Source organism: Streptomyces sp. NPDC047042 (genome assembly GCF_040644035.1).
GTDB lineage: Bacteria > Actinomycetota > Actinomycetes > Streptomycetales > Streptomycetaceae > Streptomyces.
In genome coordinates, this window is sequence record NZ_JBEYVP010000011.1 from 33,657 (window position 1) to 55,026 (window position 21,370).

Sequence of the window (21,370 nt, forward strand, 5' to 3'; positions counted from 1 at the left end):
ACCGCAGGACCCGGAAACGAGGAGCCGCCATGTCCCACCACCGCACCACCGGAATGTCGCGCCGCACCGCCGCCAAGGCCGCGACAGCCGTCGGGCTCACCGCTCTGCTCGGCACCAGAACCGCCACCGCCCAGGCCGTGACCCGGCTCTCCGCCCGCACGCTGGACGTCTCCGTTGCGTCCCCCGCCCTGGGCCGCAGCGCGCCCGTACGGCTGATCCTGCCGTCGGGATTCGGCACGCAGCCCGGACGGACGTACCCCGTCCTCCATCTGCTGCACGGCGCCCACGACGACTACACGTCCTGGACCAGGGAGACGGACATCGAGGCCTTCACCGAGGGCCGGAACCTGATCGTGGCGATGCCGGACGCGGGACCCACCGGCATTCCCACCGCGTGGCGCGGCGGACCCGACTACGAGACCTTCCAGCTCACGGAGGTCCCGGCGCTGCTCGCCCGCGAGTACCGGGCCTCCGGCGTCCGGGCGGTCGCCGGGGTCTCCACGGGCGGCTACGGCGCCATGGCCCACGCGGCCCGCCATCCGGGCATGTTCGCCGCGGCGGCCTCGTACAGCGGCATCCTCGACACCACCGCACCCGGTGTGCCCCCGCTCGTGGACGCCATTGTGGCCCGCGAGAACCTGGCTCCCCGCTCCCTCTGGGGCAGCCCCCTCCTGAACCTCCTCACCTGGCGCGACTTCAACCCACGGGACCGCGCCGCCGGGCTGCGCGGCACCCCTCTGTACGTTTCCAGCGGCAGCGGAGTCGTCGGCGGCACCGGTGACTGGCTGCCCGAGGCGCTGGAGAGCGCCCTGTGGCTGTCCGCGCACGCCTTCACCGACACGCTCGCGCTGCTGCGCGTCCCGGTCACCGCCCACTACTACCCGGGAGGGGGACACAGCTGGGCCTTCTGGAAAGGGGAGTTCCGCGCGTCGTGGCCGATGCTCGCCGGTGCGCTGGGGATACCGGCGTGAGGCCGGTACCGTCGGGGCACGGAACGGAACGGAGGGGTCGCCCGTCCAACCCAGGACTCGTCCCTCACCCCATGGGCAACAGCCCACGGGTGAGCCGTCTCCGGGTGAATGGAGGGCCTTTGGCGGCGACCCCCGCCCCGCGCGGCGCACCGGACGGCCACGGCGCCGCCGCTGTGCCACCCGAACTGGCCCAACTGCTGCGGGACGAGCTGGAGTCCGTCGCCGACGAGGTGGAGGAAGAGGTACGCAGACAGGTCCCCGAGTACGCCGCCCGGTCGGCCGACAGAACGGACCGCGCGCACCTCAGGTCGGGGGTCGTGCAGGCGCTCACCCTGTTCGTCGACCACATCGCCGATCCGCGCCACCGGGGCGAGTCGATCACCGCGATCTACCACGAGCTGGGGCGCGGTGAGGCCCTGGAGGGCCACAGCCTCGAGACCCTGCAGTCCGCCCTGCGGGTCGGCGGCCTGCACGCCTGGCGGCTGCTGGGCCGTACGACGGAGGAACTGGGGCTGGACTCCTCGGTCATGGCCGCGCTCGGCGAACTGGCGTTCCGGACCGTGCACGAGGTCGCCGAGGCGGCGGCGGCCGGATACGCGGAAGGACAGTTGCACAGCGCGGACGAGCTGGAACGCCGCCGGGCGCGGCTGCTCGGGCTGCTGCTGGGCGAGGGGCCGGTGTCCCCGGAGGCGGTGCGGGACCTGGCGCACGGCGCCCGTTGGACCGTACCGCCGTACGTCGCGGTGGTCGTCCTCGCGGCCTCGCCGGACAAGCGGGAGGAGGAGCGGCCGCCCGCCGCCGCCGGAGCGCTGGTGGATCTGGAGTCCCGGCCGCCGCGGATGGTGGTTCCCGACCCGGACGGTTCGGGATGCTTCGGCGGCCGGGCGTTGCCTCCCGCGCTGCGGGGCCGGCCGGCGGCGATCGGACCCTCCGTTCCGCTCACCGAGGGCGCCAGATCGCTGCGTTGGGCCACCCGGGCCCTGTGGCTGATGGGGCGCGGGATACTCCCCCGGCAGGGGGTGGTGCGCTGCGTCGACCATCTGTCGACCCTGCTGCTGCACAGCGACGAGCCCATGCTCGACCTGCTCAGGGCGCGCGCGCTCGCTCCCCTGGACGCGGTCTCGGAGCAGCAGCGCGGCAGGCTCGCGGAGACATTGCTCGCGTGGCTGCTCAGCGGCAGCAATGTGCCCGATGTCGCCGCCCGCCTCCACGTGCATCCGCAGACGGTCCGCTATCGGCTGCGCCAGCTGGAGAAGGTCTTCGGTGAGGCGGCCCTGCACGACCCGTCCACCCGCCTCGATCTGATCCTGGCACTCACGTCGGCACAAAACGACGAGGAATTCCTGAATTCCCGTCCATAACACCCGGTGCGGCACCACGAATACGTTCGGGACGTCCTTTCTCATAGGCGCTTGACGCGCCCCACCCGCAAAGGATCCCCCATGCGTATCCGCTTCTGTCTCGCCGCGTTGACACTCGTCGGCGGGGCCGGACTGACCACCCTCTCGGCCCCCGCCGCGTCCGCCGCGGCCTGTTCGGACATCGACGTCGTCGCAGCTCGCGGCACGTTCGAACCGGGTTCGCTCGGCGCGATCGTCGGCGATCCCGTGTTTTCCGCGCTCCAGCGGAAACTGACGGGCAAAAGCCTTTCCAGCTACAAGGTGAACTATCCCGCGGACCTTTCCCTCACGTCGGCCGCGCAGGGCAATTCGGATCTGGTCAACCACGTCAGGAGCCAGTCGGCCGCGTGTCCGAACCAGCGTTTCGTGCTCGTCGGCTATTCGCAGGGCGCGAACGTCGTCGACAACTCCATCGGAATCAGCAGCGCCGGCGCGGTGGTCGGCAGCCCGATCGTGGCCACCATTCCGGCCGCGCTGGAGCCGAAGGTCGCCGCGGTGCTGCTGTTCGGCAACCCGATCCGGGCCATCGGCAAGAGCGTCACCGGCACCTACCAGAGCCGCACCATCGACTTCTGCGCCAAGGGTGACCCCATCTGCGAGAACGGCGGCGGCGACGTCCTGGCCCACCTCGGCTACACCGCGAACGCGGGCGCGGCGGCGGACTTCGCGGCCGGCAAGGTCTGAGAAAAAAGGAAGGGAAAGGGCCCGGGAGAATTCTCCCGGGCCCTTCTTCCATGGGAGGAAGACGATGAAGCTACTGGGGGTCGCGCGCGAACTCCGTGAGGCTCGTGGAGACGGGCTCCGGGCGGCCGTTGTTCTGCGTGGGCGCGGCCGTCAGTACGTCGAGGTGCTGGTAGCCGTCGGCGATCACCGGATCGAGGTCGGCGGGGACGCGGCCCGCGAGCAGTCCATCGCCCGCGAGAACGGTGAGCGTCGGGTTGGCGGTGAGCCCTTCCGGGTGCACGACGAGCCGCTTGATCTGCGGGGAGGTGGACAGTTCGAGGTCGGTGACCAGTTTGGTCGGGAAGTACTGCTCGGTGAAGTCGAGCGGCTGCGCGGCGAGACTGCGGGCCAGCTCCTGGATGTCGGTGACCTCCTTGCCCGCGCCGGTGAACGGCGTCCCGTCCGCCGACCGGTACCCGGGGTCGTCGGGATCGCCGACGCGGTCGTAGTTGCGCCAGCCGTAGAGCGGGCCGTGCGGCTGGTCCGGGATGGCCTTGTACGCGGTACCGAACAGCCCGGGCTGCTGGTCGCCGCCGTTGGCGACGGGGAAGGACTTGTCCACGATCGGCCCGCCGTCGAAGAACCCCACGCTGCTCTGCAGGAACGCCAGCGGTACGGAGTTGTCGTCGAGGAGCGCGCCGAGCACCGCCTCGTTGGTGAGCCGGAAGTCCTTGACCGCCGGTGAGCCCGTGAGGAAGGCGGCGGCGTCCTTGGCGAACAGGAAGCGGTTCGTCGCCTCGATGTTGGCGTTGGCGGGCAGATAGGAGGGCAGGTCGGCCTCGCCGCCCGGGTCCCGCAGCGCGCCGACGCCCGCGATGGCCAGCAGGGTCATCGTCTCGGCGTTGAGCAGGACCGGCGCGGACAGTGAGCGCGGCAGCAGTCCGCTGTCGAGGCCCGCCTGGACGACGCCGTAGCCGAGGCCGATGTCGGGCAGGTTGGTGTCGTCCGGGATGCTGCCGCTCAGGTCGGCGAGCGAGGTGGAGACGGTGGTGTCGAGGGCGAAGTAGCCGGCGCACTGGCGGTGTCCGGCGTCGGCGGTGGTGGCGGGGTTGCCGTCGAAGTCGGCGACCGCGAAGTACCCGGTGATCACACCGCCCAGGGAGTGCCCGCCGCACAGCACCTTCCGCTCGCGCAGGCCCTGGTCGGGCAGTTCGGCGGTCAGCAGGGTGTACTGGTCGCGGACGGTCTGCTCGATGCCGAGTTTCGCCATCCACCCGAGCTTGTCGTTGCCGGCGAACCCGGCGAACGTACGGCCGGCGACCTGCTTGCCCCGGTAGTAGTAGTCGACGGCCGTGTGCTGGTCGCCGGAGTCGGTTCCGGTGTGGTCCTCAAGGCAGTTGGAGCGCCGGTCCAGGGCCCAGAACTCGATGTGCCGGCCTTGTCCGGCGGCGCGCGCCACGGTGTTGCGGGCGACGCTGTCGAAGGCCCCGGCGCCCTCCAGGATGCCCGGCTGGGCGACGAGGATCCGGTCGGCGTCGGCCGAGTGGGCGGGCCCGGACGAGGAGCGGTAGCGCAGGTACGACAGCCAGTCGCACGCGGCCGGCCTGGCCCCGAAGGAGGCCGGCAGCGGTGCCTTCACCCGGACCACCGTCTCGGTCACCCCGGCGGCGGCCGGGTTCGACGACGCCACGGGGGCCTCGGTGCGCACGTTGCCCCCGTGCGCCTCCGGGGCCACCGCGGTGAGCGTTCCGGTGGTGAGCAGCACCGCGAGCGCGGTGCCGCGCAGCCCCTTCAGGGGTGTTCCTCTGCTGCGACTCGTATCCATAGCGGGACCGTAGGACCGCCCGGCCCGTGCGATCGGGCGGTGCTCACAAGAACGCAGCTCCCGTCGGCACCTTTGTCATCAGGCACCAACGGTTTCTGCAGCCTCCGTTCCGCCAGCCCGTCGCTACAGCTTGTCGCTACAGCCCGTCGTTCTTCATGGCGGCGACGATCCGGACGTGGCGGTCGGCCGCCGTGCCGGACCACTCGTTGTCGTAGTTCAGGCCGTAGGGCCAGAAGTGGCCGCCGCCGGTGGAGATTTTGGCGCTCGACCCGTCGAACTGCCGTACAAGCGCGGTGGCTTGAGCGCCGGTCCAGGTGCCGCTGCCGCCGAGGGAGGACCAGCCCGAGCTGGTGCCCACGCCTATGGTGTGGGCGATCTCGTGCAGAGCGGTCCGTTCGCTCATGTAGCTGCGGTTGCTGCCGAAGCGGATGGTGCCGTTGAGGTTGCCGTCGGCGGTGGGGACGCCGGGCTCGTAGCGGACGGTGATGGTCTTGCCGAGGTCGCTGAGGTTGTTGTAGCGGGCCACGGCGGCGTTCATGGCGGTGGTGATGAGGTTGTACGCGGACTGCTGGTCCGCCGTGGGGTTGCTCGCGCGTACGAGGGACCAGGTGATGGTGGCCGCCGCCGCCCGTTCCCCGGTCGCCGGGACGGGCTGCGGGGCCGCCTGTGCGATGCCGGGGCCTGCCAGCATCGCGGCTGCCAGGGTGGCCACGACCGCCTTGACGCGCCAGGGCGCTCGCGGTGAGGTCGACTGTGAACTCATGGGGGCTCCTGTGGGGGGATGAGCCGTCGGGTAGGGGACGACGGCGTCCTGAAAGCGCTTTCCCAGGTTGCCCGGAGGCTAGCCACATGTTTCGGACACGTCAATGAACTGGACAAGTCCTGTCCGCACAACGGAACTTGCGCTCCATCTTGACGTGTTCATTTTTGTCATCAAGCATGCCGTCAGCTCGACTCCTTCTGTTCGGTTCTGTTCGCCTCCTCGTCATGGAAGGGAGTGCCGTGTCCTCTCGGCACCGCCAACGCATCGCCCGGGCCCTGGCCCCAACGGTCCCCCTGGTACTCGGCGCTGGTCTTCTGGTCCCCCAGCCCGCGGCGGGTGCGGAAGCGGCGGCGGTGAGCAGCGTCACCGTGCGGATCGACCCGTCGTACCAGCAGCAGGAGTTCGAGGGCTGGGGCACGAGTCTCGTCTGGTTCGCCAACGCGACGGGCGGCTATCCGGAGCCCATCCGCAGACGGCTGGTGGACATGCTGTTCGGCAAGGACGGGCTCGATCTCAACATCGCGCGCTACAACATCGGCGGCGGCAACGCCCCTGACGTACGCACCGACTACATGAAGGCCGGCGCGACCATGCCGGGCTTCTGGAAGGCCCCCGCGGGCATCACCCGCAAGGACATGGACTGGTGGGACCCGAACAACCCGGACCACTGGAACTGGGACGCCGACGCGAACCAGCGCTGGTGGGTGGACCAGGTCAAGGACAAGGTGACCACCTGGGAGGCGTTCAGCAACTCGCCGCCCTGGTTCCAGACGGTCAGCGGCTATGTCTCCGGCGGCTTCGACGCGAACACCGACCAGATCCGGCCGGACCGGGTCGACGAGTTCGCCAAGTATCTGGTGCGGGTCACCGAGGAGATGGAGAAGCGGCACGGCATCAAGTTCGACACCATCGACCCGCTGAACGAGCCCAACACCAACTACTGGGGTACCCAGTTGGGCGCCGACGGGCAGCCCACGGGCGGCCGTCAGGAAGGCGCGCACGCCGGGCCCGCGCTTCAGCAGAAGGTCGTTCTGGCCCTCGACAAGGCCCTCGCCGGGGCCAGGACCCACGCGGCGATCTCCGCGATGGACGAGACCAACCCGAGCATCTTCACCCAGAACTGGAACGCCTACGGAGCCGAGGCCCGGGCCGCCGTCGACCAGCTCAACGTGCACACCTACGGCACCGGTATGCGCACCAGCGCCCGGGACATCGCCAAGGGCGCCGACCGGAAGCTGTGGATGAGCGAGGTCGAGGGCACCTGGGGCACCGGGACCGACTTCACGAGCATGGAACCGGGGCTGGGTATCGCCACCCGGATGGTCGACGACATGCGTGAACTGGAGCCCTCCGCCTGGGTGTTCTGGCAGCCGGTCGAGGACTCGATCCCGCAGGCGGCGGCCGGCAAGAACTGGGGCAGCATCCATGTCCCGTTCAACTGCACGGCGTCGGACACCCTGGAGACCTGCCCCGTCAAGGCCAACTCCAAGTTCCACACCATCCGCAACTTCACGCACTACATCCGGCCCGGCGACCACTTCGTGAAGACCGACGACCCGTCCACCGTCGCCGCCGTGAAGGCGTCCGGCCGTGCGGCGACGGCCGTGCACGTGAACAGCGGCACGACCGCCCGTTCCGTGACCCTGGACCTGTCGCGCTTCGGCAGGGTCACGGGGAAGGCCTCGGTCACGCCCGTGGTCACCAGCGCCGACGGCGCGCTCGTCCAGGGCACGCCGGTCCGGGTGACCGACCGGTCGGCGACGCTCACCGTTCCCGCGAAGTCGGTCACGACCTTCCTCGTCGACGGCGTCAGCGGAGTGGCGAAGGACGCCGCCCTCGTCCAGCCCGGGCACGTCTACCGGCTCCAGGGCACCCAGAGCGGCAAGTCGCTGACCCCCTCGGACGACGGCACCGGCGTCGTCATCCGCACGACCGACGCCGCGAACCCCGAACAGCTGTGGTCCGTACGACAGTTGACGCCCGGCAACGACAACCGTGAACGCTACGCCCTCACCAGCGCCACCACCGGCAAGCGGCTCGCCGTGCGCGACAACGTGGCCGTACTGGAGGCCCCGAACACGAACACGGACCCGGCGGCGGGTGAGCCCGACAGCGGCGCCCAGTGGATCCTGTCGACCACCGGCGACGGCACCTGGACGTTCGTCAACGCCGCCACCGGCAGGCTGCTCGACGTCACCGGGCAGTCCTCGACGGACGGCGCGAAGGTGTCGACGTACACACCGACCTCGGCGGCGAACCAGCGCTTCGCCGTGCTCGACGAGACCGTGCTGCGCACCGAGCCCGCCAAGGTGTTCACCGTCCCGGGCCTGCGGCCCGAGCTGCCGAAGACGGTGACACCGGTGTTCCGGGACGGCTCCCGGGGCGCCCTGCCCGTGGTGTGGGACCTGCCGTCGGACCGGGTCTGGCGCAAGCACGGGACCGTGCGGGTCCGGGGCGAGGCGACCGACGCCCTCGGGCGCACGATCCGCGCGAAGGCGGTCGTCACCGTCGACACGATCGCCTCGACGCTGCCCGGCCGTGCCAAGACGTATGTGGGCGGACACCCGGAGCTGCCCCCGACCGTCGTCGGCGTCGGCAGCCACGGCGGCCGGACCGACCTCCCGGTCACCTGGGACCAGGCTCCCGAGGGGGCGTTCGACGCGAAGGGGACTGTCACCCTGCACGGCGTCGCCCGGATCGTCGGCGGCGGTACGGCCGACGCGACCGTACGCGTCCAGGTCACGGCACCGGTGACGGCGAACATCGCGCCCGACTCGGACGTCTCCGTCGCCGCCACCTTCACCGAGAGCGGCTACTCGGCGGAGAAGCTGCGCAACGGCGACCTGTCGGAGAAGGCGTGGTCCAACTGGAAGCCGGGCAACACCAAGAACGCCTCCGACACCGTCACGTTCACGCTGCCGAAGGCCCGCGACCTGAGCAGGGTCGTCGCGCACTTCTACCGGGAAGGGGCCGGCGCGTCCTTCCCGGAGAGCCTCAAGGTGCAGGTGCGGGCGGCCGGCAGCGACAGCTGGACCGACGCGAGCGCACCCGTCCCGGTGGGGACCGAGGGCACGCCGGTGATCGACGTACCGCTGACGGCGGGTCCCGCCGCCGGGGTGCGCGTGGTCATGACGGCGCGTCAGGGCGGCTACCTGACCATGAGCGAGATCGAGGTGTACGCCAAGTCCCCTGGTGTCTCCGCCGATTCGGCCGCCGCGTCGATCGAGGTCGAGGGTGTGCCGGTGGCGTCCTTCGACCCCGATACGACCGACTACCGGGTCAGGACCGCCGATCCGGCGCGGGCCGAGGTCACGGTGACGACTCGTGACCCCTATGCGAAGGTCGCGGTCGAGACGATCCGGGACCATGGCAGGACGCTGGCCGTTGCCACGGTGACCAGCGAGGACGGGACGATCGCGACGACGTACCGGGTGGCACTCGTACGCCGCTGAGGCACACCCTTGAAAGCCGGAGGGAGGGGAACCGCTCGGTTCCCCTCCCTCCGGCTTTCAGCGTCTCAGGTTCGCCCGGATGGAGGCGGCGACTACCGCGTCCCGCTCCGCCCGGCTGAACAGACCCTGGGACTGCCAGCCGTCTGCGAGGACCCGGACCGCGTCGAGGAAGGCCTGCTGGGTGGCGAAGGGAGCCCGCGCCCAGAGGACGTCGAGGTAGGTCAGTCCGTCGGCGCGGGCACGGTTCGGTACGCCCGAGGTGGCCGTGCCGAACACCACGACGGGCTCGGAGCGCTTGAAATAGGCGTGGTAACGGGCCGTGTCCGCGATGTGGAACGGGGCCAGGACCAGGCCGTGCGTGGTGAAGTGCTGCGGGCGCCCCTCCGGTTTGACCGAGGCGGCGAGATCGCCCTGCAGGGTGAAGTCCTTGTAGAAGGAGAAGGTCCGGAGGGTCGTGGCCGTACTCCGGGCGACCAGCAGGACCGGGCCGTGGAACACGGACTGGACCGTGGGGTCGTCCACGGCCCGTTCGACGCGCAGCCGGTAGGGGGCGGAGACGGTGATCCGGTCACCGCGCTGCCAGTTCCTGCTCAGGGTGAGGTAACTGCCGGGGACGGCCCCGGCCGGCTGCGCCACCCCGTTCACGGTGACGGTGAAGCCTCCCGTGGCCCAGGACGGCACCCGCAGCTTCAGGTCGAGGGTGCCCCCGCCCTCGCGGAACGTCAGGGTGCGCACGCCCTCGGCCGGGAAGTCGCTCGTCTGGTCGATGACGATGCCCCGCTCAGGCCAGCGCAGGGTGGAGGCGAGGTACAGGTTGACGTACAGCGCGTTGCCGTCGGCGGAGCGGAAGTACACCGAGTCCTGGTACTTGGTGTGGTTCTCCATGCCGGTGCCGCCGCAGCAGGTACCCGTGTTGTCGTACTGCCGCACGACTCCCGGTCCCATGCCGACGAAGTAGGTGACCTCCGGACTGGTCGTACTGCGGGCGTCCCGGCGGGAGGCGAGGATGTGGTTGGTCAGACCCCGTTCGTAGTAGTCCATGTATGCCGGGTCGGGCGTGTGGAAGAAGAGCTGGCGGCTCAGCTTCAGCATGTTGTACGTCGCACACGTCTCGGCGTTGTTGTCGGCCAGCGTCGCCGCGATCGCGTTCCGCGCCCGGAACATCTCGGCCTGGCCCGTGCCGCCCAGACTGTACGTCCGGGGGCCCGCGACCATGCCCCAGAAGTTGCGGGCGGCGGTGGCGTACCGCGCCTCGCCCGTCTGGTCGAACAGCCTTGAGTAGCCGGTGAATTGGGGGATGTGCTGGTTGGCGTGCCGGCCGTCGAGGACATCCTGGTTGGCGACGCAGGCGTCGAGCAGCGCGGTGTTGTCGAAGCAGCGGGCGGCGGCGAGGTGTTCGGCCTTGCCGGTGAGGGCGTGCAGGTCGGCGAGCACCTCGTTCATACCGCCGTACTCCCCGGCGATGTAGATCGACCACATACGGTCGAGCTGCGCCCGGGGCAACCGGCTGAGCCTGCTGTGCACCCAGTCGCCCATCTTCGAGGCGATCGTCAGGGCCTGCTGGTTCCCGGTGAGGGTGTGGGCGTCGAGGAGGCCGCGCATGAGCTTGTGGCAGGTGTAGTAGGGCGCCCAGATGGTCGGGTAGGTCGTGTAGCTCTCCAGCAGGATGAACTGGGTCTCCGGGTACGCGGCCAGGAACCCTGGGTGGCTGGGTTTGGGCGATCCGTGGTCCGCCAGGGCCTGTTGGCACTCGGCGAGTGCGGTGACCAGGTAGTCGAGCTTGGTCTTCAGCGCGGCCTCTCGGGTGTCGGCGTACGCCTGCGCCATGAGGCTCAGGAAGTGGCCGCCGAAGTGGCCGCGCAGATTGCCGTCGGCGGTCTCCCAGCCGCCGGGCGGCTGCGCGCCCCGGGTGTCGAGCCCGGCGTTGGCGCGGAAGACGGCCAGGATGCGGTCGGCCGGGTAGGACCTGGCGTACTCCAGCATCAGATCGCGCTTGCGGCGGAACACCCCGTCGCCCAGGGTGACTTGGTCCAGCGGGAAGGGCTGCACGGACCAGCTGGACGGTACGGGCGCGGGGAGCGCGGCGCCCGACGAGGGCGACGCGGGGAGGACGGCGCCCGAGGCCGCGTGGGCCGCCGGGACCGCGTAGGCCAGCGGTGCGGCGGCCACGCTTCCGGCGGCGAGCCTCAACAGGCCCCGTCGGGTGGGTGGTTGGGTCATCTCGGGCTCCGATCGTGGGGTTTCGGGATGCCTGATCCGCAGAGTGCGCCTGTCTGTCCGCCTAGGTTTCCGTCGTCGGCAGCCATACGCGCATCGTCGAAGGGCCGCGGTTCGCCCAGGAGTTGTAGGGGACGAGGACGATTTCCGTGCGCTCGGCGGCGATTACGGTCGTCCGGTCCAGTGGGAGGTACGGCCATACGGAGTCGCCGGGGCCGTCCTGTCCGGCGAGTTCGCCCGGCGCGACCACGCTGCCCTCCGGCCCGTCCTCCGGCTCCGCGGACGGATCCACCCGTACGGCGTCGACGTCCCGTCCGGCGGGCAGGTCCACGGACTCGGCGCAGTACACCAGCGGGCCACGCTGGACGGCGGCCGTGCCGCGTACGGCGTCGATGCGCGGGTCCGGGGCGATCCACCGGGGTTTCACGGGGAGTTCGAGACGTATCTCGTCGCCGGGCCGGAAGAGCCGGGTGATGTCCGCCGTGCCCGGGGGGACCGTGCGGCAGGTTCCGTCCGGGTCGACCAGGTAGGCGGTGGCGCCCCGGGTCCAGGCGGGGACGCGCAGGGACAGGGTCCAGGGGTGGTCCTGGGGCGAGCGGTCGACGCGTATCGACACGTCGCCGCCGGACGGGTAGTCCGTGCGGACAGCGAGGGCGACGCCGTGGCCGCCGGTCAGGGTCGTGGAGATCTCCGCGTCGGCGTACTGGTGGAGCTGGATGCCGTGGTCGTCGGCGGTGGCCAGGTAGGCGGGGAGCTGGGCCAGGGTGCGGGCCACGTTCGTGGGGCAGCAGGAGACGGCGAACCAGGGGGCGCGCAGGCTCGATTCGGCGCGCGGGCTCACCTCGTCGGCGGCGGGCACGGCCCCCCGGTGGCGCCGGTGCAGGGTGTTGGCGTAGAAGAAGGACCGGCCGTCCTCGGCCGGGGAGGTCGCGACCACGTTGAACAGGGTCCGCTCGGCGAGGTCGGCGTAGCGCGGGTCGCCGGTGGCCAGGAGCAGCCGCCAGCTGAGCTGTACGGACGCCACGCCCGCGCACGTCTCCGAGTAGGCGCGGTCGGGCGGGAGGACGAAGTCGTCGCCGAAGGCCTCGTCGCGGTGGTGGGATCCCATGCCGCCGGTCAGATAGGTGCGCCGGGCGACCGCCGCCTCCCACTGGCGTTCGACGGCCGCGAGGAGTTCCTCGTCGCCCGTCTCCACGGCCACGTCGACCGCGCCGGAGGCGAGGTAGAGGGCGCGGACTGCGTGGCCGCGCAGCACCGTGGCCTCCCGTACCGGCAGGTCGTCCTGGTGGTAGGCGCGGCCGAACTCGCCGTCGGCGAGGGTGCCTTGGCCTCGGCGTTCGATGAACAGGGCGGCCTGGTCGAGGTAGCGTTCCTCGCCGGTCAGCCGGGCCAGTTCCACGAGGGCCGTCTCGATCTCCGCGTGACCGCAGACGCCTTCGATGCCGTTCCGGCCGAAGGTGGCGCAGATGTGGTCGGCGGCACGCAGGGCGATCTTCGTCAGCTCGCCCTCGCCTCGGGTCCTGGCCTGGGCGATGCCGGCCTGGATCAGGAATCCGTAGCAGTAGAGTTCGTGGCCCCATTCGAGGTCGCTGTAGCGGGGCTGCTGTCCGGGGTTGCCGAAGGCCGTGTTCAGATAACCGTCCGGCTGCTGCGCGGACGCGACGGCTTCGGTGAGCGCGGCGATGTCAGCGTCGAGGAGGGTTTCGGTGCCCGTGCCCGTGCCCGTGCCTGTGCCCGTCTGCCAGGCCATCGCCTCGAGGAGCTTGTAGATCTCGGAGTCCGCGAACTCCCTTCCGCGCCGGTCCCGTTCGATGCGGCCCTCGGCGACGGCCCGGAAGTTGCCGGTCCAGCCGGTGCGTTCCATCCAGTCACGGCAGTGCTCGAGCGTGGCGGTCGCGTTGACGTGCCGGCGCCGGGCCCAGAAGCCTCCCGTGATCCGCACCTCGTCCAGGCCGAGGGGGCGTAACCGTCCCCGGGTCGGGGCCACGGGCAGCGCGGTCGACAACTCTCGGTTCTCACTCACCCATCGATGCCTTTCCATCCGGTTCATTCGGTTCGTCTTGGTCAGCCCTTCAGCGCGCCCGACATGAAGCCCCGTACGTAGTGCCGTTGCAGCAGCAGGAAGAGGAGGAGGCAGGGCACCGCGAGCACCACTACGCCCGCTTCGGTGGCCCCGTAGTCGACGGCGCCCATGCTCTGCTGGCGCAGGTTCGCCACGGCCAGCGGCAGGGGTGCCTTCTCACTGTCGGAGATGAGGATCAGCGGGGCGATGAAGTCGTTCCAGGCCGCGAGGAACGCGAACAGACCGACGGTGATCAGCCCCGGTCGTACGGCGGGGAGCAGGACCCGGCGCAACGCGCCGGACGTGCCGCAGCCGTCGACGAGTGCCGACTCCTCCAGTTCACGCGGGACCGCCTCGAAGGAGATCCGCATCATGAAGGTGGCGAACGGCAGTTGGAACATGGCCAGGACCAGGCTCAGCCCGATGAGCGAGTTCTGGAGGTGCAGCCGGCCGAGCAGCACATAGAGGGGGATGAGCAGGGTGGCGTACGGGACCATGAGGATGGCCAGGGTGAGCAGGAACAGCAGATTCTTGCCCGGGAAGTCGAAGCGGGCGAAGGCGTAGCCGCCCAGCAGGGACACCCCGAGAGTCAGCGCGACGGTGAGCGCGGAGACGACGGTGCTGTTGAGAAGGTACTGCCACAGGCCGGCGTCGTAGTCGAGGAGCGTCCGGTAGTTGCCGAGTCCGTGGCCGGACTCCTGTGCGGTGCCGGGCTGTCCGCTGACCGAGGCCCAGGCGTTCCACACCAGGGGGAAGAGGAAGATGACGGCCAGGCCGCCGGCGACGACGTAGTAGGGCGTACGGCCCAGGGCGCGGGTCAGCAACTCGGTCTCCCTTCCCATGACTTGGGGGTTGTGGCTGGTTGGCTCGTGACTCGTCGGCTCATGACTCGTCCGCGCGGCGCAGGCCGCGGAACTGGACGGCGTTGAGCAGGAGCAGGACGCCGAGCACCAGCACCGAAAGGGCCGCCGCCGTACCGAGGTTCATCCGCTGGAAGGCCTCCCGGTAGATCAACTGGACGACGGTGACCGTGCTGTTGTCCGGTCCGCCCTTGGTGAGGACGAAGAACTGGTCGAAGGCGAGCAGCGATCCGGTCACGCAGAGCAGCAACGTGAGCGCGATGGAGGGGCGCAGCAGCGGCAGCGTGATGGAGCGGAAGATCTGGCTCCGGCTCGCGCCGTCCATCCGGGCTGCCTCGAACACCTCGTGGGGGATGCGCTGGAGGCCCACGAGAAGGATCAGCATGTAGAACCCGGCGAACTTCCAGACGATGAGGAAGACCGTCGAGAGGAGGGCTGAGGTCGGGGTGCCCAGGAAGGACACCGGGTCGTCTACGAGGCCCAGTTTCTCGAGGACGCTGCTGAGGGGGCCGGTGGTGGGGCTGTACAGGCCCCAGAAGAGCAGGGACGCGGAGGCGAGGCCGAGGGCGCTGGGCAGGAAGTAGACCGTACGGAAGAAACCGGCCCCCGGGCGGGACTCCTGCACCAGCAGGGCGAGGAGGAGGGCGAGGCCGAGGAGGACGACCGTGACGATCACGGTGTAGAGGAGCGTGAAGCGGACGGCCGGCCAGAAGAGGGTGGTGTCGGTGGCGTCGGTGTAGTTCTCGGGGGCGTTGAGGCCCCGGTCGCCTGCGAGGAGGGGCCAGTCGCTGAGGGACATCTGGCCGACGAGGAGCAGGGGGAGCAGGAAGAAGACGGTCACGAATACTGCGGTGGGGGTGGCGTAGGCGAGGCCTTGCGCTTTGCGGGACGTCCACCATTTTCGCCCTGGGGCGGGCCGGGGGTGGGCCTCGCGCCCCGTCGGGCTCCGGTGCGCGGGCGCCGTTCGGTTGGGCGCCTTCACGGGCATGGCTCTCCTCTGCCGTGCGGGTGGGTGGGGGCTGAGCGCGCAGTTCCCCGCGCCCCTGGGGGAGGACGGGGCTGCGCCCCTTTCCTCCCCCAGGGCGCGTGCTCAGTCGGCCAGGGACGCTGTGACTGCCTCGTTGTCCTTGGTTACGTTCGCGGCGTCGCCGAAGGCCGCGTCTCGCATCAGGGTCAGCCAGGGGCCGTTGGGGTCGTTGAAGGTCTGGCCGAACTTGAGGGCGTACGGGGTGCGGCCGTCCGCCACCAGCTGGTTGATGGTCACCAGCCTCGGGTCCGCCTTGGAGTACTTGTTGGACGCGAGGTCGGTGCGGGCCACCACGTCCTTGTGGGCGGCGACCACGTCGACCTGGGCCTCGTCGCCCAGGGACCACGCGAGGAAGTTCCAGGCCTGGTCGGCGGACTTGCTGGTGGCGGAGATGCCGATGGCGTCGCCGCCGACGAACGTGGACTTGCCTCCGTCGGGGCCGGGGATAGGAGCGACGCCCAGGTCCAGGTCCTTGGGCATCAGGCCCAGGGTGGTCGAGGGCATCGGCATGACGCCGACCTTGCCCTTCGGGAAGACGCCGGTCCAGGTGGCGCCGGTCTCGTCGCGGGCGCCGGGGGCGACGATGTCGTCCTTCACCCAGCCGCGGTAGGTGTCGTACACCTTCTTGGCCGTGGCGGAGTCCAGGGTCGCCTCGGTGCCGTCCTTGTTCAGGACGTCCTCCCCCGCCGCCCAGATGGACGGCCACCAGGTGAAGACGCCGCAGCCACCGCAGTTGCCGCCGAAGAAGGTGCCGTCGACTCCGCCGCCGAGCGCGTCCACGGCGCGGGCCTGCTGGTCCCACTCGGCGAGGGTGGCGGGCGGCTTCTCCGGGTCGAGCTTCGCCTGCCGGTAGAGCTCCTTGTTGTAGAAGAGCACCGACAGATCGAGGGTGTGCGGGACGACGTACTTGCGGTCCTCGTACGTGCCCGCCTTGATGTGCGACTGGGCGAGACTGGCGGCGAAGGGCAGGGCGTCTATGCGTTCGGTGAGGTCGGCGAAGAGGCCGCTGGAGGTGTAGTTGGGGACGAACACCACGTCGGAGGCGAAGAGGTCGGGCAGGTCCTTCGAGCCTGCGGCCGCGCCCACCTTCGCCTGGTAGTCGTCGGTGGGGATGACGGTCAGCTCGATCTGGTTCTTGTGGCCCGCGTTGTACGCCTTGACCAGGGCCTCGCTCTGCGGCCGGGTCGCCGCCCGGGTCCACATCGTCAGGGTGGCGCCGTCGTCGGCGCCCGTGGCGCCGGCCTTTCCCCCGCCGCCGCCACCTCCGCTCCCCGAGCCCTCGTCCCCGGAGCCGCAGGCCGTGACCAGGCTCGCGGCGGCGAGAAGCGCGACAGCGCCGGTGGTGAATCTGCTCAGACGTCCACGTCCGTGTCCACGTGGTCCGGTCGTGCTCCCCATAACGATCCCCCTCGTGTGGGTTCTGCGCCGGAAAGAAACCGAAAAGGCTTTCTGAAAGCTAGGACCCGGCTCACGGCCCGTCAATCCCCTTGCACAGAAGGGAAGTCGGCGACCCTTGCACGGTGGCCGCCGAAACCTGTGAAACTACGCGTGACGCGCCTCGACCGAAACGACTCGCGTACGGTTTACGCAGGCAAGGCGAGAGAAGGAGTTCACCCATGGCACAGGCCACCGGCCCCTCTCGTTCGCAACCCTCCACCCTCAGCGACGTGGCCCGGCTGGCGGGAGTGTCCATCGCCACCGCGTCCAAGGCGCTCAACGGCCGGAGCCAGGTACGCGCCGAGACCCGGCAGCGGGTCGTCGACGCGGCCGAGCGGCTGTCGTTCCGCCCCAACCAGCTGGCCCGCGGTCTGCTCGCCGGGCGCACCGGCACGGTCGGACTGCTCACCAGCGACCTGGAGGGCCGGTTCAGCATCCCGATCCTGATGGGCGCCGAGGACGCCTTCGGCGCGGGCGAGGTCGCCGTGTTCCTGTGCGACGCGCGGGGGGACGCGATCCGTGAACAGCACCATGTCCGGGCGCTGTTGGGGCGTCGGGTCGACGGTCTGATCGTGGTGGGCAGCCGTACGGATCCGCGTCCGTCGCTGGGGCGGGAACTGCCGGTGCCGGTGGTGTACGCGTACGCCCCGTCGGACGATCCCGCCGATCTGTCCATCGTCCCCGACAGTGTCGACGCCGGCCGGCTCGCCGTGGCCCATCTGCTGGCCTGCGGCCGGACCCGGATCGCGCACATCACCGGCGATCCCGGGTATCTCGCGGCGCGGGAGCGTGCCGAGGGAGTCATGGGCGCGCTCGCCGACGCCGGTCTCACCCCGGTCGAGGAACCGCGGTTCGGTGCCTGGTCGGAGGGCTGGGGGCGGGCGGCCACCGCGCTGCTCCTCGACCGGCACCCGGAGGTCGACGCGGTGCTGTGCGGCAACGACCAGATAGCGCGCGGCGTGATGGACGTACTGCGCGAGCGCGGCCGGCGGGTGCCGGAGGACGTGTCGGTCATGGGCTTCGACGACTGGCACGTCCTGACCTCCGGCGCCCGGCCGCCGCTGACCAGCGTCGACCTGAACCTGGAGGAGGTCGGCCGGGCGGCGGCGCACGCCCTGTTCAGCGCGATCGGCGGAGTACGTCGTTCCGGGATCGAGGCGCTGCCCTGCCGGGTGGTCATCCGGGGTTCGACGGCACCGCTGTCCTGAACCCGCCAGGTCCGCCTCACTCGGCGAACTCGGGTCTCACCGAACCCTCTTGACACCTCATCAGCTCGCTCCTACGTTGCGAAAACCTTTCAGGTCCGTTTTCTGTGTTCTGTGCTCTTCGGGTTCATGAACGTCGGCGCCATCGCGACCACACGTCTGTCAGGCAACGGGACAGGGAGCCTCCGATGAGAAGACCGCACGCCTTACTGGTACGACGTCGGCGCACGAGATACCTTCTCGTCGCCCTGCTGCTCACCCTCGCCACCGTCCTCACCGCGCCCCCGGCGGCCGCCGCGCAGACCATCGGCTTCCCCACGTTCAGCGGCCCCGCGGTCCCGGCCCCGCCCGTCGCCCAGACCACCGGCGACATGATGAAGGCGATCTACGACGCGGAGAGTTCCGGTACCGACTTCTGGATGGACCGGCTGCTGACCCGTTCCGGGGACGATCCGGCCGGCCCCTGGCTGATGAGCCGGGGCCGCGGGCTGTTCATGAAGACCCACGACCCGGCGGTCCTCGGTTTCGGCGGCCATGTCGCCTACTGGGAGAGCGTCAACGACCAGAACGCCTACAGCGTCGCCATCAGCCCGGGCACGTTCACCGAGCAGGTCTCGCAGCGCCGGCAGATGCCCAGCCACTGGAACAGCGTCCACACCAGCGGGTCGGTCACGGTCAACCAGACCAAGTTCATCACCGAGAACAACGTGGCCGTGACCAACCTGTCGATCAAGAACAACGGCAGCGCCTCGACCACCCTCCAGCTGCGGGCGACCTCGCCGTACGCCACCACGGGCTCCGGCAGCGAGCTCACCGGCCAGGCGAGCGCGTACAACAACCTGACCACCCTGCGCCCCCGCATCACCGGCGACGGTTTCACGGTCACCAGCGGCGGCCTCAACCGCTCGGTGACGGTTCCGGCCGGGGCCACGGTGACCGCCAAGGTGGTGATGGGCTTCGTCACCGACGAGATCCCCCAGTCGCTCACCGAGTACAACGCCTACGCGGGCTACTCGAACGCGACCGCCTTCGCGACGCACGTCAAGGCCTACAACCTGTGGTGGGCGCAGAACGTGCCCTACATCGACGTACCCGAACCGGCGATCAAGAAGAGCATCTACTACCGCTGGTGGCTGATGCGCTTCAACAACCTGGACGCCGACATCCCCGGGCAGACCTTCCAGTTCCCGACGTCGACCGAGGGCGTCCTCGGCTACAACAACGCGATCGCGCTGACCCAGCCGATGCACATCGACGACCTGAAGTACCTGCGCAACCCGGCCTACGCGTACGGGGACTGGCTGAGCGCCGGCCAGACGTCCAAGGGCGGGCGCTTCCTGGACAACCCGGGTGACCCGGAGAACTGGTCCAACAGCTACACCCAGTACATCGCCGAGGCGGCCTGGAAGAGCTATCAGCTCCACGGCGGCCAGCCGGCCATCGCCGCCAACCTGGCGCGCTACGCGGAAGGCGACGTCAAGGGGCAGCTCGCCTACTACGACCACGACAACAACAAGCTCATCGAGTACGACTGGGGCGCGCTGACCGGCAACGACGCCGACGCGGTCTCCTTCCACTGGAAGCCCGGCAACATGGACCGCGCCGAGTCCGCCTACCAGTACAGCGGAGCCCTGGCCGCCGCGCAGGCCTACGAAGCGATCGGCAACACGGCCAAGGCGAACGAGATGCGGACGCTCGCGACGCAGATCAAGGACGCCATCGTCAACGTCCTGTGGAATCCGAACCGGCAGTTGTTCGAGCACCGGCTGAAGTCGACGAACGAGTGGGTGCCCTGGAAGGAGATCAACAACTACTACCCGTTCTCGGTCGGCGCCGTCCCCAACACGGCGACGTACAAGCAGGCCCTGCGGCTGTTCGACGACCCGGCGCAGTACCCGATCTTCCCCTTCTACACGGCCAACCAGGTCGACAAGCAGGCGGCGGCCGACGCCGGTGAGCCCGGTTCCAACAACTTCTCCACGATCAACTCGACCGTGCAGTTCCGGCTCTACTCGTCGGTGCTGCGCAACTATCCCAACTCGTGGATGAACGCGACCGACTACAAGAAGCTCCTGTACTGGAACACCTGGGCGCAGTACGTCGGCGGCAACACCCAGTGGCCCGACGCCAACGAGTTCTGGGCGGACTGGAACGGCAGCTCCATCAACTACCGCTCCTGGATCCACCACAACATCCTGGGCAGCAGCAACTGGACGGTCATCGAGGACGTCGCGGGTCTTCGGGCGCGCAACGACGCCAAGGTCGAGCTGTCGCCGATCAACATCGGCTGGAGCCATTTCACCGTCAACAACCTCCGCTACCGCAACGCGGACCTGTCGATCGTCTGGGACGACCCGGCCGACGGCGTGGTGCGCTACCCGGGCATCCCGGAGGGCTACTCGATCTACGTCAACGGCAACCGGGCGGCGACCGTCAACTCCCTGGTGCCGTTCACCTGGGACCCGGCCACCGGTGACGTCACCACCAGCGGCACGGTCGGCTTCCACACGGCGGTCGCCGGACTCCAGGCACCCAACCAGGTCGTCCAGAGCAGCCCCCGGATGGTCGACATGCTCGCCAAGGCGGGCGTCGACCTCACCGCCGACCTGACCAACATCGCCACCGGGGCGACCGCTTCGGCCTCCTACACCGGGTCCGGCAGCGGGGTCTCGGGCGCGATCGACGGCTACCCCACCAACGAGCCGTTCTGGGGCGCCGGCGGTTCCCCGAACAGCCAGGACTGGTACGAGCTGAACTTCGGTGCCGCGCGAACCCTCAACGAGGTGCGCCTGTACTTCAAGGACAGCCGCCCGGCGAGTACGACGTACCGGGCGCCGTCCGCCTACAACATCCAGTACTACGACGGCAGTTCATGGGTGAACGCGCCGAGTCAGACCAAGACCCCGAGCGCACCGCGCGCCAACTACAACCTGGTGCAGTTCCCGGCGATCACCGCCCAGCGCGTCCGCGTCCTGGCCACCAACGCCTCCGGCGCCAAGACCGGCCTGACCGAGGTCAAGGTGTTCAACCGGGGCGGCGTCCAGCCACCGCAGCCACCGGCCAACCAGGCCGTCTCCGCGACGCCGTCCGCGTCGTACACCTCGTCCTGGGAGAGTGTCGCCGCGCTCAACGACGGCATCGATCCGCCCTCGTCCAACGACACGGTGAACCCGCGCTGGGGCACCTGGCCGGAGACGGGTCAGCAGTGGGCCGAGCTGACCTGGCCGGCCGCGAGGACCCTGAACAAGGCGGACGTGTACTTCTTCGACGACGACCAGGGCATCGACATGCCCTCCGCGTGGAAGCTCCAGTACTGGAACGGCAGCGCGTATGTCGACGTGCCGGGAGCCGGAACGTACGCGCTCGCGAAGAACCAGTACAACTCCGTGTCCTTCACCGCCACCAGCACGACCCGGCTACGGGTGCTGCTCACCAGCACGGGCAGCAGTTCCGTCGGTCTCCTCGAAGTCAAGGCGTACGGACCCTGA

13 protein-coding genes are annotated in these 21,370 nt (G+C 69.9%); 6 read left to right on the plus strand and 7 right to left on the minus strand.

What is annotated here, in order from left to right:
* Positions 1-29 precede the first annotated feature (29 nt).
* The 3 genes from ABZ855_RS14565 (at position 30) to ABZ855_RS14575 (ending at position 3,055) form a co-directional block, all read left to right on the plus strand.
* Positions 30-971 (plus strand): alpha/beta hydrolase family protein, encoded by a 942-nt coding sequence (locus tag ABZ855_RS14565; protein WP_360806384.1) that lies wholly within the window; start codon positions 30-32, stop codon positions 969-971.
* A gap of 71 nt (positions 972-1,042) precedes the next feature.
* Positions 1,043-2,332, plus strand: a complete 1,290-nt coding sequence (locus tag ABZ855_RS14570; protein WP_360806387.1) for a helix-turn-helix domain-containing protein — start codon at positions 1,043-1,045, stop codon at positions 2,330-2,332.
* 81 nt (positions 2,333-2,413) lie between these two features.
* Positions 2,414-3,055, plus strand: a complete 642-nt coding sequence (locus tag ABZ855_RS14575; RefSeq protein WP_360806390.1) for a cutinase family protein — start codon at positions 2,414-2,416, stop codon at positions 3,053-3,055.
* A gap of 70 nt (positions 3,056-3,125) precedes the next feature.
* On the opposite strand, the gene ABZ855_RS14580 is transcribed toward ABZ855_RS14575, so the two are convergent.
* Positions 3,126-4,859 carry a hypothetical protein gene (locus tag ABZ855_RS14580; RefSeq protein ID WP_360806393.1) on the minus strand — a complete coding sequence of 578 codons (1,734 nt, stop codon included), beginning with the start codon at positions 4,857-4,859 and terminating at the stop codon, positions 3,126-3,128.
* A 136-nt stretch (positions 4,860-4,995) separates the two neighbouring features.
* Positions 4,996-5,622 carry a hypothetical protein gene (locus ABZ855_RS14585; RefSeq protein WP_360806396.1) on the minus strand — a complete coding sequence of 209 codons (627 nt, stop codon included), beginning with the start codon at positions 5,620-5,622 and terminating at the stop codon, positions 4,996-4,998.
* A 239-nt stretch (positions 5,623-5,861) separates the two neighbouring features.
* Between ABZ855_RS14585 and ABZ855_RS14590 the strand changes: the two genes are divergently transcribed.
* Positions 5,862-9,074 carry a glycoside hydrolase gene (locus tag ABZ855_RS14590; protein ID WP_360806399.1) on the plus strand — a complete coding sequence of 1,071 codons (3,213 nt, stop codon included), beginning with the start codon at positions 5,862-5,864 and terminating at the stop codon, positions 9,072-9,074.
* Positions 9,075-9,131: 57 nt separating this feature from the next.
* On the opposite strand, the gene ABZ855_RS14595 is transcribed toward ABZ855_RS14590, so the two are convergent.
* The 5 genes from ABZ855_RS14595 to ABZ855_RS14615 all read right to left on the minus strand — a co-directional run bounded on the left by ABZ855_RS14595 (position 9,132) and on the right by ABZ855_RS14615 (position 16,638).
* The gene (locus ABZ855_RS14595) at positions 9,132-11,294 is read right to left on the minus strand and encodes a beta-L-arabinofuranosidase domain-containing protein (RefSeq protein WP_360806402.1); all 2,163 of its coding nucleotides are present in this window, start codon (positions 11,292-11,294) and stop codon (positions 9,132-9,134) included.
* Positions 11,295-11,355: 61 nt separating this feature from the next.
* Positions 11,356-13,314: a beta-L-arabinofuranosidase domain-containing protein gene (locus ABZ855_RS14600; protein ID WP_360806405.1), complete on the minus strand. Its 1,959-nt coding sequence runs from the start codon at positions 13,312-13,314 to the stop codon at positions 11,356-11,358.
* Between the two features lie 41 nt (positions 13,315-13,355).
* Positions 13,356-14,177: a carbohydrate ABC transporter permease gene (locus ABZ855_RS14605; protein ID WP_319203734.1), complete on the minus strand. Its 822-nt coding sequence runs from the start codon at positions 14,175-14,177 to the stop codon at positions 13,356-13,358.
* A 58-nt stretch (positions 14,178-14,235) separates the two neighbouring features.
* Positions 14,236-15,201 (minus strand): sugar ABC transporter permease, encoded by a 966-nt coding sequence (locus ABZ855_RS14610; RefSeq protein ID WP_360806408.1) that lies wholly within the window; start codon positions 15,199-15,201, stop codon positions 14,236-14,238.
* 102 nt (positions 15,202-15,303) lie between these two features.
* The gene (locus tag ABZ855_RS14615) at positions 15,304-16,638 is read right to left on the minus strand and encodes a sugar ABC transporter substrate-binding protein (RefSeq protein WP_360806411.1); all 1,335 of its coding nucleotides are present in this window, start codon (positions 16,636-16,638) and stop codon (positions 15,304-15,306) included.
* Between the two features lie 218 nt (positions 16,639-16,856).
* Here ABZ855_RS14615 and ABZ855_RS14620 point away from each other — a divergent pair, with 218 nt between their 5' ends.
* Complete coding sequence (locus ABZ855_RS14620) at positions 16,857-17,885, plus strand: LacI family DNA-binding transcriptional regulator (protein ID WP_360806414.1); 1,029 nt, start codon at positions 16,857-16,859, stop codon at positions 17,883-17,885.
* Between the two features lie 185 nt (positions 17,886-18,070).
* On the plus strand, positions 18,071-21,370 hold the full coding sequence (locus ABZ855_RS14625; RefSeq protein WP_360806417.1) for a discoidin domain-containing protein: 3,300 nt from the start codon (positions 18,071-18,073) through the stop codon (positions 21,368-21,370).